The sequence below is a fragment of the Moorella glycerini genome, from assembly GCF_009735625.1.
Taxonomy (GTDB): domain Bacteria; phylum Bacillota; class DSM-521; order Neomoorellales; family Neomoorellaceae; genus Neomoorella; species Neomoorella glycerini.
In genome coordinates this window covers 1957909-1971153 of the sequence record NZ_CP046244.1, presented here as the reverse complement: position 1 = coordinate 1971153, position 13245 = coordinate 1957909, and the positions used below count along the sequence as shown (strand labels likewise).

General features: G+C 53.4%; 20 protein-coding genes and 1 pseudogene. 6 read left to right on the top strand and 15 right to left on the bottom strand.

What is annotated here, in order from left to right; all coding sequences use genetic code 11:
* Positions 1 to 87: 87 nt before the first annotated feature.
* The gene (gene rnhA, locus MGLY_RS09665) at positions 88 to 543 is read right to left on the bottom strand and encodes a ribonuclease HI (RefSeq protein ID WP_156273377.1); all 456 of its coding nucleotides are present in this window, start codon (positions 541 to 543) and stop codon (positions 88 to 90) included.
* A 95-nt stretch (positions 544 to 638) separates the two neighbouring features.
* Here rnhA and MGLY_RS09660 point away from each other — a divergent pair, with 95 nt between their 5' ends.
* Positions 639 to 1130 carry a 2-thiouracil desulfurase family protein gene (locus tag MGLY_RS09660; RefSeq protein WP_156273375.1) on the top strand — a complete coding sequence of 164 codons (492 nt, stop codon included), beginning with the start codon at positions 639 to 641 and terminating at the stop codon, positions 1128 to 1130.
* A gap of 42 nt (positions 1131 to 1172) precedes the next feature.
* Here MGLY_RS09660 and MGLY_RS09655 read toward each other — a convergent pair whose 3' ends face one another.
* Together MGLY_RS09655 and MGLY_RS09650 are read right to left on the bottom strand one after the other, a co-directional pair.
* A complete protein-coding gene (locus MGLY_RS09655) occupies positions 1173 to 1463 on the bottom strand; it encodes a PIN domain-containing protein (RefSeq protein WP_156273373.1) in 291 nt (96 codons plus the stop codon).
* A complete protein-coding gene (locus tag MGLY_RS09650; RefSeq protein WP_246187300.1) occupies positions 1464 to 1709 on the bottom strand; it encodes a hypothetical protein in 246 nt (81 codons plus the stop codon).
* 148 nt (positions 1710 to 1857) lie between these two features.
* Between MGLY_RS09650 and MGLY_RS09645 the strand changes: the two genes are divergently transcribed.
* Together MGLY_RS09645 and MGLY_RS09640 are read left to right on the top strand one after the other, a co-directional pair.
* Positions 1858 to 2862 (top strand): SDH family Clp fold serine proteinase, encoded by a 1005-nt coding sequence (locus tag MGLY_RS09645; protein ID WP_211662146.1) that lies wholly within the window; start codon positions 1858 to 1860, stop codon positions 2860 to 2862.
* 56 nt (positions 2863 to 2918) lie between these two features.
* Complete coding sequence (locus tag MGLY_RS09640; RefSeq protein WP_156273367.1) at positions 2919 to 3113, top strand: hypothetical protein; 195 nt, start codon at positions 2919 to 2921, stop codon at positions 3111 to 3113.
* Positions 3114 to 3170: 57 nt separating this feature from the next.
* Here MGLY_RS09640 and MGLY_RS09635 read toward each other — a convergent pair whose 3' ends face one another.
* Together MGLY_RS09635 and MGLY_RS09630 are read right to left on the bottom strand one after the other, a co-directional pair.
* Positions 3171 to 3635, bottom strand: coding sequence for an Hsp20/alpha crystallin family protein (locus MGLY_RS09635; protein ID WP_156273365.1), 465 nt, complete (start codon positions 3633 to 3635; stop codon positions 3171 to 3173).
* Positions 3636 to 3696: 61 nt separating this feature from the next.
* Positions 3697 to 4404 carry an Hsp20/alpha crystallin family protein gene (locus MGLY_RS09630; RefSeq protein ID WP_156273363.1) on the bottom strand — a complete coding sequence of 236 codons (708 nt, stop codon included), beginning with the start codon at positions 4402 to 4404 and terminating at the stop codon, positions 3697 to 3699.
* Between the two features lie 202 nt (positions 4405 to 4606).
* Here MGLY_RS09630 and MGLY_RS09625 point away from each other — a divergent pair, with 202 nt between their 5' ends.
* Positions 4607 to 4987, top strand: coding sequence for a carbonic anhydrase (locus MGLY_RS09625; protein WP_156273361.1), 381 nt, complete (start codon positions 4607 to 4609; stop codon positions 4985 to 4987).
* A gap of 39 nt (positions 4988 to 5026) precedes the next feature.
* On the opposite strand, the gene garR is transcribed toward MGLY_RS09625, so the two are convergent.
* The 4 genes from garR to MGLY_RS09605 form a co-directional block, all read right to left on the bottom strand.
* Entirely contained in the window at positions 5027 to 5926 is a 900-nt protein-coding gene (gene garR, locus MGLY_RS09620; RefSeq protein WP_170291214.1) for a 2-hydroxy-3-oxopropionate reductase, read from the bottom strand.
* Positions 5927 to 5948: 22 nt separating this feature from the next.
* The gene (gene hyi, locus MGLY_RS09615; RefSeq protein ID WP_156273357.1) at positions 5949 to 6737 is read right to left on the bottom strand and encodes a hydroxypyruvate isomerase; all 789 of its coding nucleotides are present in this window, start codon (positions 6735 to 6737) and stop codon (positions 5949 to 5951) included.
* Positions 6738 to 6827: 90 nt separating this feature from the next.
* A complete protein-coding gene (ilvB, locus tag MGLY_RS09610; protein ID WP_156273355.1) occupies positions 6828 to 8498 on the bottom strand; it encodes a biosynthetic-type acetolactate synthase large subunit in 1671 nt (556 codons plus the stop codon).
* Between the two features lie 256 nt (positions 8499 to 8754).
* Positions 8755 to 9702: an RpnC/YadD family protein gene (locus MGLY_RS09605; RefSeq protein ID WP_156273353.1), complete on the bottom strand. Its 948-nt coding sequence runs from the start codon at positions 9700 to 9702 to the stop codon at positions 8755 to 8757.
* A gap of 171 nt (positions 9703 to 9873) precedes the next feature.
* On the opposite strand from MGLY_RS09605, the gene MGLY_RS09600 reads away from it, so the two are divergent.
* Positions 9874 to 10221 carry an NADPH-dependent FMN reductase family protein gene (locus MGLY_RS09600; protein WP_170291006.1) on the top strand — a complete coding sequence of 116 codons (348 nt, stop codon included), beginning with the start codon at positions 9874 to 9876 and terminating at the stop codon, positions 10219 to 10221.
* A gap of 8 nt (positions 10222 to 10229) precedes the next feature.
* Here the strand turns inward: MGLY_RS09600 and MGLY_RS09595 are convergent.
* From MGLY_RS09595 to MGLY_RS09575, 6 genes and pseudogenes are all read right to left on the bottom strand, one after another.
* A pseudogene (locus MGLY_RS09595) lies at positions 10230 to 10646 on the bottom strand (SbcC/MukB-like Walker B domain-containing protein); the annotation flags it as partial.
* Positions 10570 to 10920 carry a DUF2397 family protein gene (locus MGLY_RS18805; protein WP_422880091.1) on the bottom strand — a complete coding sequence of 117 codons (351 nt, stop codon included), beginning with the start codon at positions 10918 to 10920 and terminating at the stop codon, positions 10570 to 10572. The gene MGLY_RS18805 and the pseudogene MGLY_RS09595, both read right to left, overlap by 77 nt.
* Positions 10832 to 11293, bottom strand: a complete 462-nt coding sequence (locus MGLY_RS18010; RefSeq protein WP_211661850.1) for a DUF2397 family protein — start codon at positions 11291 to 11293, stop codon at positions 10832 to 10834. The genes MGLY_RS18805 and MGLY_RS18010 overlap by 89 nt, the downstream gene beginning before the upstream one ends.
* 97 nt (positions 11294 to 11390) lie before the next feature.
* Positions 11391 to 11621 (bottom strand): type II toxin-antitoxin system HicA family toxin, encoded by a 231-nt coding sequence (locus MGLY_RS09585; RefSeq protein WP_156273349.1) that lies wholly within the window; start codon positions 11619 to 11621, stop codon positions 11391 to 11393.
* On the bottom strand, positions 11618 to 11836 hold the full coding sequence (locus tag MGLY_RS09580) for a type II toxin-antitoxin system HicB family antitoxin (protein ID WP_156273347.1): 219 nt from the start codon (positions 11834 to 11836) through the stop codon (positions 11618 to 11620). The genes MGLY_RS09585 and MGLY_RS09580 overlap by 4 nt, the downstream gene beginning before the upstream one ends.
* 164 nt (positions 11837 to 12000) lie before the next feature.
* Positions 12001 to 12171, bottom strand: a complete 171-nt coding sequence (locus MGLY_RS09575; RefSeq protein WP_156273345.1) for a PD-(D/E)XK nuclease family transposase — start codon at positions 12169 to 12171, stop codon at positions 12001 to 12003.
* A gap of 369 nt (positions 12172 to 12540) precedes the next feature.
* Between MGLY_RS09575 and MGLY_RS09570 the strand changes: the two genes are divergently transcribed.
* Positions 12541 to 12723, top strand: coding sequence for a hypothetical protein (locus MGLY_RS09570; RefSeq protein ID WP_156273343.1), 183 nt, complete (start codon positions 12541 to 12543; stop codon positions 12721 to 12723).
* Positions 12724 to 13245 lie beyond the last annotated feature (522 nt).

Genomic DNA, 13245 nt, shown 5'->3' with positions numbered 1-13245 from the left:
CAGGAACTGGCGCGGCCAGGTGCGCCGGCGAGAAGCGTGGGACCCTCTGATGGTCTTCCGGCTAAGTATAGCTATTAGTATTCGCCATCAAGATGGAAATTCCTGCTTTAGCAGCCGGGCAATTGCAGCCCGAGCCAGCTCGTCGCAGCGGTTATTTTCGGCATTATCGCTGTGGCCCTTGACCTTCAACCATTCCACCCGGTGGCGGGCGGTAAGCCGCAGCAGTTCCCGCCACAGGTCCTGGTTTTCCACCGGTTCTTTTTTGACCGTCTGCCAGCCGTTCCTCTGCCAGCGGTCCAGCCACCCCTGGCGAAAGGCGTTGACGAGATAGGCGCTGTCGCTGTAGAGGCGGACGCGGCAGGGCTCCTTCAGGGCCTTCAGGGCGGCGATGGCCGCGGTGATCTCCATGCGCTGGTTGGTGGTCCGGGCCTCAGCCCCGGAAATCTCTTTACGTTTACCACCGTAGATCAGCACGACGCCCCAGCCCCCGGGACCGGGGTTACCGGAACAGGCGCCGTCGGTGTAGATGGTTACTTCTTTCATCTCACAGCTGTACCTTTCAAGATTTTCATGTTTAGCTGTGCCTTCCAGGCATGACCGGTTAGCGCTATACTTTATTTAAAAACGGGGTGATATTGATGGCTAAAATCCTGGTCAGCGCCTGCCTGGCGGGCGAAAAGTGTAAATACAGCGGCGGTCACAACCTGGTGCCGCCCATTGCCGAACTGGTGCGCCGGGGTAAGGCCGTGCCTGTCTGCCCGGAAGCCCTGGGGGGCTTAACCATCCCCCGCCCGCCGGCGGAAATCCGGGGCGGCGACGGGTATGATGTCCTGGCCGGCAGAGCCCGGGTGCTGGATAAAGAAGGCCAGGATGTAACGGCTGCCTTCCTCCGCGGTGCGGCGGCCACCCTGGCTAAGGCCCGGGAGATCGCTGCCGAGCTGGTAGTTTTGAAAGAAAAAAGCCCCTCCTGCGGCAGTAAATTAATCTATGACGGTACCTTTAGCGGCACTGCCCGCCCCGGCACCGGCGTAACAGCGGCCCTTTTGCAGCAGCACGGTTTCAAGGTAATAAGTGAGGGGGAGTTTGCTTTTAAAGACAGCAAATTCGGTAGCGAGGACATCGCTCCATGACAGCTACCCTATTTCATTTACCAGCTCTTAATCAGGAGTTGTTCAAAGGGAGCATTCTTGCCGCAAGGTGCCAGCTAGAAAGGCCTCTTCACAGGTTGGGGCAATATAATAATATAACTGGCGCAGCATAAGTTGAACTTCTTCCTGCTTATCTCGCGGGATGCCAGTTATAAATTCTGTCACGGTAATATTGGATACAAAAAGATTCTCGGAATTAATCTCAAACAGCAATTCTTCTGCCTTCTGGCGCCATTTGTTGCGCTTGCCACGGTTTAAATCAATCAAGAAGTCCGTGTCGACCAAAGCCCCGCCAGCTTCTACCTCCAGGACCATTTACTCTTCCCTCTCATCTAACTCCCTCAAGCGATTGACAAAAGCCAGAGTGTCATCTTCCCCAGGCTTTTTATCCGGTACCAGGTCCTCTTTGAAGAGGCCTTCGGACTTTTGTACATAGGCCAGGCGTTTTTGCCGCTTGAGTTCTTTTTCAATAGCCATGGCAATAAACTTTGACCGGTTCCCCTTACCAACCATGGTATCAATTTCACGAATAACCTTTAAAGGCAATCTTACTGCTGTCATTCTGGAAACCCTGCCGGAAATACTATCCATGACATATCAATCCCTTCTTGTATTACTTATAGTATAACAACTAAAGGGTTAAGGAGCAACGAGGTGTTTTTCATCTCCAGGCGGGAAATACTATCTTTAACCCCGCTATAGGAGGGCGATACCCATCGGAAGGGCCGAGCGCCTGCCGCTTTTAGAACAGATCGAAGCTGAACGCCAGGCGGCCGTTATCTGCTATTTTACCGGCGACCGGGAAAACCTGGGTACCCGCATAGCTCCCGACGTTATCCGGGTTTTTTACCGCCACCTCCTGGCTTTAGGGCCGCGGCCCAGGCTCGATCTCTTCCTTTATACCCGCGGCGGCGATGTCCTGACCCCCTGGCGCCTGGTGAACCTGCTGCGGGAATTTACCCAATACCTGAGTGTCCTGGTGCCCTTTCGCGCTGCCAGCGCCGGTACTCTCCTTTGCCTGGGGGCCAATGAGATCGTCATGGGTTCCCTGGGTGAGCTGGGGCCCATCGATCCCAGTGTGGCCAATGCCTTTAACCCGGAGGATCCCCATAACCCGGTGGCCCGCCTGCCGGTCAGCGTGGAAGATGTCATGGCCTACCTTTCCCTGGCCCGGGAGATTGCCGGCCTGGAAAGTGAAGGGAGCCTGGCCGGGGTGTTTAACCGCCTGGTGGACAAAGTTCACCCCCTGGCCCTGGGCAATGTGCACCGCAACTACGCCCTGATCCGTTCCCTGGCCAGGAAGTTGCTGGAGCTGCACATGCCGGGTGAGGAGCGGGATCGCGTTGAAGATATCATCAAGAACCTGACGCAAAGGCTCTATGCCCACAACCACATGATTTCCCGGCGGGAGGCCGTGCAGGACATCAAGCTCCATGTTACCGCACCCTCAGCCAGGCTGGAAGACCTCATGTGGCAGCTCTACCTCGACTATGAAGCTGATTTAAAGCTCCTGGAACCCTTTAACCCGGCCGCCCTCTTAAAACCCCAGGAATACTCGGTGGAATTTGAGGCTACCGGCGGCATCATTGAAAGTATCCCCTGCCTGGACGCCTTCGTCTTTAACGGCACTATAACCAGGGAAAGCCAGCCCCGGGAAGGCGCCCCGCCGGTTAACGTCACCTTTACCCGCCAGGGCTGGCGCCAGTTGATTTGAGGCGGGACGCTGCCTTCAGGGCCGCAAAAAACTATAAAGGAGGTAGCAGGAAGCTTATGAACAGGCAGGATATTTTTCAAAAACCGGAGCCCGGCCGGAGCCGCCCCAATATCCGGGTCATCCCGGCCCGCAACCCCTACCGCGCCCTGACGACATCCTCGGGTTACCCGGCCGCTTTCGGTGCTCCTGTCTCCGGGAGCTACCTGGTCATCCGGGACGACCAGGAAAACAGCAGCAGCTGGCCTTTTTAGACCAGCTGCTGCCGCATTGCCGCCTCCGTTCTTCTTACAGTCGCATCCCCGCGCACCTTAAATTAAAGGGGTACGCCCCGGCGAACCGGGTTGACTGACTGCTGTTTTCTCCTGCCCCTGCTGCTCTACCGGCGCCTGCACGTTAATGACTATCTGCCGGCCGCGGGCTGTTTTGGGAAAACGCACCGTCAGAAGGCCCTGGTTGAAACTGGCTGCCGCCTGCTCAGCGTCTATTTCCGGTGGCAGGGGCAGGAAGCGGTAGAACCTGCCTGCCGGCCACTCCTGGTAACGGTAGACGTACTGGCCGCCATCAGGCAGGGAAGCGTGGCCTTCAATCTCCAGGGCCTGCTGGCGGACCTCTACCCGGACATCTTCCGGCCGGGCTCCGGGGATGGCAAATATGTAGATCAGGTCATTATTGCTTTCCAGGACATCAACTGGCGGTACCAGCACATCAGCCGGGGCGGCCGTCCACCCGCGCGGCGTCATTGCCGGTACAGACCAGTTCTGCGGCTGGAGCATTTTAATTCACCTCGAAGGTAAAATTGGGATGGAAGCAGGCCTGGATTTTACTTAAGGTATCCTACCCGGTCACGTTGACCTTGACCCGCCGCCGGGCGGTGAGGTCGGATTTTGGCAGTCGGGCTTCCAGGATACCGTTGCTGTAGGTGGCGTCGACATGCTCCGCCCGCACCGAGCACGGCAGGGCCACGGTCCGGTGCAGGCTGGTGGTCATGCCGCCGGAAATGGCCAGGGCGGAAATGCTTAAAGAGTCATCGGTGACGGTCAACTGCAGGTTGTTGGGATTGATATTGGGTAATTCGGCAGTAACCACGACGTCGCTGTTTGTTTCAGCCAGTTCGATGCGGGGCTGCATCATCCCGCTGGAAGGGGCAATGGCGCTGGTCATACCCAGACCTCCCGCCATGCCCGGAAACCCGCTGGCCAAAGGCTGGGCCATGCCCAGGGAGACAGGAGCAAAACCGCCCATCATACCGGGGAACTGCCCGGAAATCATAGCCGGGTTGAAGGCGCTAATCATAGATTGCCCGAGGCCGCCCCAGTACCCCATCGCGGAATATGGCCCCGCCTGGATATCCGTATGCCAGCCGAGGGCCGGGTTGTAGCTTAGGCTCATGGCCGGAAAACCGGTCCCGGCGCCGGCCCGCCAGCCAGTTGCCGTCGGCACGAAGCTATAATTGATCACCGCACTGCCGGGGAAGCCGGAGAAACCGGCGATTCCGCTCTGCATCCCCATTCCCAGGCCGGGATTCATGTTGTTGATGTACATCTGATTACCTCCCGTTTGGTCCTGCTTCCATCCGGGAATATTATGACCCTCCCGGCCGGGAAATATGTAAGGAGGCGGTCATAAAGAGATTTTCTGCTGCGCTGTGATGATTTATAATTTGAGGAGGAGGAGGTATAAATTCGTTTTAGGCTTTGCACTCACGCAATCATGATTTATAAATTAAGTTTGAGGTGATTAATAGATGCCTAGCTGCCGGGCTTGTGTCTTAACCTGCATGGATTTCCGCATCCAGGCAGGAGTTGCAAATTGGTTGCAACAGAAGGGGTTGGCCGGGAAGTACGATTATCTCTCCCTTCCCGGCGCCAGCCGCAATTTCCTCAGTGAGGGTAAAATAAACCTGGTCGAGGATTCTTACCGGCTCCATCACATAATGGAAGTATATTTAATTCACCACGAAGACTGCGGCGCTTACAACTTGGGCCACCTGCCCGTGGAAGAGCAGCTGGCCCGCCAGCGCCAGGATATGGAAACAGCTGCCAGGATATTAAAAGAACGCCATCCGGAACTGAAAGTATGCCTTGCTTTTCTCTACCTAGATGGCCGCATGGTAGAATTAGCATAACCTGGACGACATAACTTGCCCGAGCATTATTCAGAAAATTTAGTTTGCCGGCTTTTTCACTTCTACCTGGGCCAGCTTCTCATAGAAGCGGATGATGGCACCATGGTCGGCATCGCCCAGGCCGTCAACCTTGAGGGCCTGGAGAATTTCCATGACTGTCGCGGTCAGGGGCAGGGGTACTCCCACCTCATGCCCGGCAGACAGCGCGTTGGCCAGGTCTTTGATGTGCAGGTTGATCCGGAAACCGGGATTAAATTTTCTTGCCATTACCAGGGGGGCTTTGGCATCAAGGACTGTACTCCCCGCCAGCCCGCCGCGGATAGCCTGGTAGACGAGGTCCGGGTCCACCCCTGCTTTGGTGGCCAGGACCAGGGCCTCGGATATGGCGGCAATGTTCAGGGCGACAATGATCTGGTTGGCCAGTTTGGTGACATTACCGGCGCCGATGTCGCCGACCCTTACCACCGAGGCCCCCATGGCCTTTAAAATATCATAGCATTCATCAAAGTCTTCCTGCCGTCCTCCCACCATAATCGACAAAGTGCCGTCTATGGCTTTCGGCTCGCCCCCGCTGACCGGTGCATCCAGCATCCTTATGCCTTTTTCTTTTAACCTGGCGGCAATTTCCCTGGTAACCATGGGGTCTATCGAGCTCATATCGATAAGGATGGAACCCGGCCGCGCACTTTCGATTATCCCGTTGTCTCCCAGGACTACTTCCTTTACCTGGGGCGAATTGGGGAGCATGGTAATAAATTTGTCGCACCGCTCGGCCACCTCCCGGGGAGAACCGGCGGGTTCCGCCCCGGCTGCAACTACTTCCGTGACAGCCTCTTCAACGATGTCATAAACAACCAGCTGGTAGCCTGCCCTGATGAGGTTTTTGCTCATGGGCTTGCCCATGATGCCGAGACCGATAAACCCGATTTTACTCATTATTCTCTACCCCTTTTTCAAAAATTTACCTCAAGGTGTAACCATAAGCTGTAAGCCAGCCTAAAGAACTTAGCGTATCCGGCTCGGGAATATATTCCAGGGATACGTAGCCTTCATACCCCAGGCTATCGATCTCCCGCAGCAAGAAAGGATAATTTATCTCGCCCGTGCCCGGCTGATGCCGGCCGGGGTTGTCGGCAATCTGGATGTGTCCTATCTTTTGAATGTTTTCACGCAAGGTAACCGTTAAATTGCCTTCTTCTTTCTGGGCATGGTAAAGGTCATATTGCAGGTAGACATTGGGCATGTTTACATCGTTGATCAGTTGCAGGGCCTGGCGCGTGGTGTTAAGGAAAAAGCCCGGAACGTCATAATGATTAATGGGTTCTACCATCAGTTTTAAATCGTATTCAGCCAGGACTTGCGCTGCATAGTGGACATTATCTACCAGTGCCTGCCAGTGCTCTTCCTGAGAGAACGCTGGATTCACTTTGCCCGCCAGGCAGTTCAAGCGCGAGACATTGAGTTGCCCGGCCCAGTTAATTGCCTGCCTGACGCCGTCGCGGAACTCTTCTTTCCGCCCGGGGTCGGCCGCAATGCCGCGCTCACCGGCTGCCCAGTTACCGGCGGGAAGGTTGAACAGCACTACCTGGAGGCTGTTTTCTGCAAGTAAACTTTTGATATCGTTTATGGCATATTCGTAAGGGAAAAGGAACTCTACCGCTCTAAACCCGGCTTTACGGGCGGCATTAAAGCGTTCCAGGAAGGGCAATTCGGTAAACAGCATCGTTAAATTGGCGGCGAACTTCGGCATGACTACATTCCTCCTGTGCAAAGTAGCTATTAAAATGTAATGACCGGTGTACCTGATTATTTCCCGGACGATCACCTCCCGGTTGTTTGCTCATTCGTATTCCTTGATGGCGTCAATACTGGTACCCATAGAGCACAATGTCGTTCTCGCAACAATTATATCAAGCACATATGGCACGTCGGAGTGCATTGCCCTCTCCAGCGCCGGTTTTATTCCCTCCGGTCGCGTTACCCTCTCGCCCCTGGCACCGTATCCTTCCGCAACCTGGATAAAATCTATTTTCCCGTCACCGTACCACAGTTCTACGGCATATTCATAGCCATAATTCTGGGCCTGGTTTTGGCGGATAAGGCCCAGGTAGCCGTTGTTCACTATTACGACGATAATTGGCACACCATACTGGCAGGCCATGGCCAGGGCTTCGCCCTGAAAGGTAAAGCCGCCGTCACCTACGATGGCACAAACCCGGGCAGCAGGATTCGCTATTTTGGCACCTACGGCCGCCGGGATTTCATAACCCAGCGTCCCCGCTCCTCCCGCAGGGAGGTAGTACCTGGGCCGCCATATTTTCTGGAATTGCCCCGACCAGATCTGGACAACGCCGCAACCGACCGTAAAAATCGTGTCTTGCCCCAACATTTCGTTTATTTCGTGAAAAACCCTCTGGGGCTTAATGGGAATATTGTCGTATTCCAGCCGGCGCCCGGTTTGTGCCCTGAGCTCCGGTATCCTGGCTACCCAGCCCTGGGGCAGCCTTTTCCCGGATTTCGCTCGCGCCACTTCCAGCAGCGCCGCCAGTGCCAGTTTGGCATCGGCGACTATGCCCAGATCGGTGTTAATGATGCGGCCTATCTGGGTTGGTTCTATATCGATATGGATAAACTTCCGCCCCCGGGTATAGATGTCAAGGTTGCCTGTATGCCGGTCATTAAACCGGCAGCCGATGCCAATGACGAGGTCCGATTGCAGGAAGGCCTTATTGCCAAACGGTGTATTGCACTGGATCCCTACCTGGCCGCAGTAAAGAGGATGGTCGGGAGGCATGCCGCCCTTGCCCATATAGGTAGTTGCAACCGGCAGGGAAAGGTACTCGGCTAACTCTAAAAGCTCTCTGGTAGCTCCTGCTATGATCACCCCGCCGCCGGCAAGGATAATGGGGGATTTGCTGGCTAAAATCATCTCTATAGCTTTCTCTATCTGTTTCTGGTGCGGTTTGGGCTTATCCCATGGCAGAGGAGCGTCCAGCTCCGGATCATAAGGTATATCAGTTGTCTGGACATCCAGGGGTAAGTCGATAAGAACAGGACCCGGCCTGCCCGACCTGGCCAGGCGGAAGGCCTCCCTGATGATACCCGGCGCCCTGGCCGGTTCGGTAACGCACCAGGCGCCTTTAACATAAGGCCGTACCGTATTTACTATATCGACGCACTGGAAAGCCTCTTTACCAAGCTGGGAACGGGTATTCTGGCCGGTGATCGCCACCATAGGTATGGAATCTATTTGGGCGTTGTACAGCCCGGTAACCAGGTTGGTCGCCCCGGGTCCCGAGGTAACAATACAGCAGGCGATCTTCCCGCTGGCCCTGGTGTAGCCGTCGGCGGCATGGGCTGCGCCCTCTTCATGTCTTGCCGTGTAATGCCTTATTTTTTCAGACCGGGCCAAATACTTATACACCGGCGTAATGCTGGCACCCGGTATCCCAAAAGCAGCCTCAACGCCTTCGCTTTCCAATATTTTTACGAGAACTTCAGCCACAAGCATTATACTTACCCCCCATCCGTATACTCCCCTCTTGAGCCTTTATTTTAAATGGTATACCATAAAAAATAAAGGCTTTGGCCGCCAAAGGTCATCCTGGCCGTTTGAAAGCATGCCTGCTTTGCTTTAAGCGGCAGGAAGGGAGCGGGAGGAAGCATGGCCAACAATTTATCCTCAAAATCCTTCTTTTCATCGCCCCGGTCAGACCGGTTAGTTGTTAAAGTTTGCACATTATGGGTTGACGTATTTCACAAAAGTACTAAACCTGGCCAAGAATTTTTTCAAATTCCTCCAGGGAATTCACCTTGAGGCTCATCTTGAATAATGACTTCAGCGCGGCCGCATCATCTATTTCCTCCAGCTTCTTGCCAATACCAGATCGCAGGACGCCAAAACGTTCTTCCAGGACCTCAAGGATACTGTCCCTTAATGCCTCAATCCTGCCCTTTGCCAGTCCTTTTTCCAGTCCTTTTTCCAGCCCTTTTTCCAGTCCTTCTTCTAAACCTTTTTCCATCCCATCCCTGAGGCCTTTTTGTAAGCCTTCATTATACCATTCCTGGACAAAGCTGGATTCTTTAAGCAGCATTTTAAATTCCTCCCGGAAGATATTGAGCAAAATTTCCCTGTCAAAATAACGTTCCGCGACTGATATGGCTACCGACAGGCTGTCGGCTCGCCGTTTGATGTCTTTTTCCTCAAGGATCAGTTTCCTGGTATATTCCAAAAGAGCCAGATCTCTATTATCTTTTAGTAAGACCAGCAAGGGCGCCAGTTCTTTAAGTTTACCACCGGCTATATCCTGCTCATAATCCCACAGTTTGATTACCTGATAGGTAAAGCTGCTGACTGCTTTATTGTTAACCTCGACTATGTAAGCATCAGGTAGCCGGCGATAATTCCTTTTCTCGAGGTAAATGACTACCGGGATCACCGGCAGGCGGTAACTCTCAGTCAAATAGGCGCTGTATTTAAAAACGCGTACAGGTACTTCTTTTTCGTGGCGTAACTGGAATTCCAGGTGCAAAAGGTACTTGTTATCGTTATGCTCTATTTCGTAGACAAAATCGAGTCTTTTCTCCGGGATATTGATTTCCGGGTTTTCCAGGGTCTGATATTCCCAGCCGGTGTCTTTACCTAAAACCAGTTTGATAAAAGTTTCTGGATATTGCCGGGCCAGGACCTTGATGCTGCGATCTATTACCTGCATAGGGTTTCTCCTCGAAAGTGTTCTCTGAAATAGAATTATAACATACCGGCGGCTGGAACTCACTAAAAAATGCTGTTACCGCAATTCTGCGGTGGACGTATAAATACCGTTTAAACGCTATGGTTTCAGTTAACACTAAGGGGGAAAGCAATGCTGTGTGAGGTGATCCCTTTGGCGGACGAAGCAAAAATCCTGGTCGTTTTCTACAGCCTCTACGGTAATACGGCTAAACTGGCCCGGGCCGTGGCGGCCGGGGTCGAGGAAGTCCCCGGTTGCGCAGCCATTCTTAAACGGGTACCCGCGACCATGTCGGCAGCTTACCAGAAAGCTCAAGCGGAAATGCGTGACATCCCCCTGGCCACCCTGGACGACCTGCTGGACGTGGACGGTCACCTCGGGACCCAACCACGACCAGCCACCCACGGAGCAAGACCTGGCCGTCGCCCGGGCCCTGGGCAAGCGCATCGCCACCGTGGCGCAAAAAGTAAAGAAATAATTGCAGCAAGCCGCCACGAGTAGCGCCGTTATCAACCAGGATCGCTGTCTTTCCCGGCGGCCACCTCGGCGAGGGCTTCCTGAAGGTCAGCGCCGGTGGCGTCGCCGCTCCCCTTTTCGACCAGGTGGCGCTGGTTACCGTCCCAGCGGTAGTGAAAGAGGGTGACGCAGGTAGCGCCCCGGGGCCGGTAGAGCTCGTAGATGGCCAGGCCGGGCACCGTGGCATAGCACCCCCAGAGGACCTGGCTGGTCATCATATAGTTAAAGCCCATTTCCGTCAGGAGGCCGAACATATCCTGGAGGTTTTTCTCATCCACCCCGGCAAAGGCTTCGTCCAGGGAGATCAGCCGCGGGGCGTCGGCGCGGGCGTCGCTATAGCGGGAATAGGTGGCGGCAAAGAGGGGGATGTACATGGCCATGGCCTTTTCGCCGCCGCTCAAGACGTTGAAGCTGGCGCTGTAGCCCCTGGACAAAGCTCTGCAAGTAGCCGGTAACGGCGTCTTTATAGGCTAAGAAGGCCTCGGTGGCCATCAGTTCCTCGGCCCTGGCACTCTGCAGGCTGGCGATATAGTCGGAGGCGTTTTCCGTGAGGCGTACAAAGGTACCGTAGAGTTCCTCCCAGAGGGCTTCGGCCTCACCGGGCTGGAAAACGCCCTGCCGCCGGTGGTTCCCGCAGGGCGGCCTCGATGGTTTCAAAAAGGGATGGCTCCAGGGAGCCCCCATAGCCGCGGACCTTTTCCAGGCCCAGGACCAGGCGCTCGATTTCTACGGCGTAAGGGGTCATCTGGTAGCGAAAGCGCTTGCGCAGGTACTCCTCCACCGTACAGGCGCGACCGCCGTCGTGGCGGGGCACCAGGTCCTGCCACTCTACCAGCTGGTTCAGGTCCTGCTGGCACATCTCCAGGGTATAGTCCGGCAACAAGCCCATGGCCCTTACCCCCTGGTAGACATCTTCCGGCCGCAGCCAGTAGCGCAGGCGCTGGTGCTGGAGGTAAAAGAAACGCATAATACAGCGATAACGGCCCACATTCTGGGCCGTCAGGTAGCTGGTCTCCGGTATAGCTTTCAGCAGGGAAGTAGCCTGTTCGACAGCCAAAGGGATCCCTCTTTCTTATTTTCCAACGTTCGCTGGTGGCGGCTCTTCCAGATTGACGACGGTAACCTGTAAGGAAGTAGATTATCAATGCGGTTTGTTATATGTACTTACGCAGTTCCTCAACGGTTATTTTTGCGGTGCGAAGAATAGCAGTTAGGGTGCCAGGCGGTATTGTTTCACCGTTATGGGTGGCAACAACAGCCACGCGAGTGGGATCTTCCACATGGGGGAGAAAATTATGACTTCCCTTCCTGCGGGCAACATAAAAACCTAAACGTTGCAATGCACGTATTAATTCCGGGCCGGTTATATGAGGTAAATTGCTCACATAGCCACCTCTATCCTGGTTAAAACGCTCCGGTCTTCCGGGATGGGCTTGCCGTCGTTAATAAGCACTTCCAGGTAGAGTTCTATCGCTTCTTTAATTCGCTCTAATGCTTGCTGTTGGGTGTTGCCCCAGGTAACGCAACCCGGAAGCGAAGGAACCTCAGCGGTCCAGCGGCCATCGTCTTCGGGAATAAGAATTACTGTGAACTTACGCATAATCCCTGCCTCCTGTCTACACAGGCTTTTCATTATCTTTTATGAAGGTATTATACCATCTTTGCTACCAAAACTTTAGCTAAGGGTTACTTTTGGATAAACTACTGCAAACTGCCGGCCGGGGCTGTTCTTGCAGGGACCGAGCTTATTGCTCAAATCTGTTTTTATAACACCAAAACGTTCACTAAGAATATCGATAATGTCTTTCCGCTGGCATTGAGCCAATCTATAAGCAGGTCCTCATTCCCGGGACTGGAAAAGAGTTTCTTAAAGAGGAAATCATTCTTCGGGTCCAGGCGCTCGTATTTCTTCTTCTTTTCTGCTTTACCGGTCACGGCCTCTCTCCCCGGTAGTTATATTATACCATTTTTCTTTTTTAGCGGTATAGAAGTTTATTCTAAAGCACCTGCGCCTGGAAAAGTAATTACTTGCGCCAGGTGGCCCTTCCTTTCCTTCATAGCGGCCTGGGCAGCAACCACCCTAGCTTTTAAATTGTACTTAACTAACATTACCCCCCACATCCTCCACATCATCACCGCTTTCTCTCCGCTTTTGTGCCGGATTTCACAATTAAGCATAGCTTAAATAATTCACCTGATACGGAAGGACAGCCGTAATGATTATTGCTGCCGTTAACATATCATAGTATAATCTGGAAAAAAGGCAGCCTGATAACATAAGTATAACAATAGAGGTGATATATCATGGCCGTTGAACGTTTGGTCGAAGAGATAAAGAAGCTATCTCCCCAACAAAAAGAGGAGTTATTTCGGAAATTAGGGGTTAAATCTTCAAAAACCGAAAGAGAAGAACGGCGTGGTGGTCATGATGACCCACTGGCGGAATTAATTGGCATGCTCCAGGGACCGGGTACAGGCTCACGTTAATACAAGGCGGAGCTATATGGAGGGCAAGCACCTTGCGCTACCACGTTGGTTTAAATTTATGTAAACGCTTCCTGAAGGGATAGGCGTCCATAATAAAATTTAAACGCAAGTGCCCGGGCTTGATGGCTGAAGCCCAGGCACCCTCCTGTCCTGAATTGGATATCTTTTTAGAAACGCTGGTATTAGGTCATCAACAGTGTTTCCTGCTATAGCTATAAGGTTAAAATATCAGGCATTTCCAGTTTTCCTTTATCTATTTTAATTATTTGAGTGAACCAATCCTTCCCTATTGTAAGAATCCCGCGAGGTTTATATTCCGGTCTTCCTTTTTGGTAGCAAGCCTGAAGAGATAATAGCCGCTCCTGAAGGAGGTCAAGCTGAAGCAAATGCTTATAAAATCATCCATCACCATGCAAACGGCTTAAAAATCGTGAAAATGGCCGCACAAAATCTACGACAATCGGAACAACGTTAGAAATCCTCTTCTACCTAAATTTTATTTTTTCGCGGGGTAGCATAAGA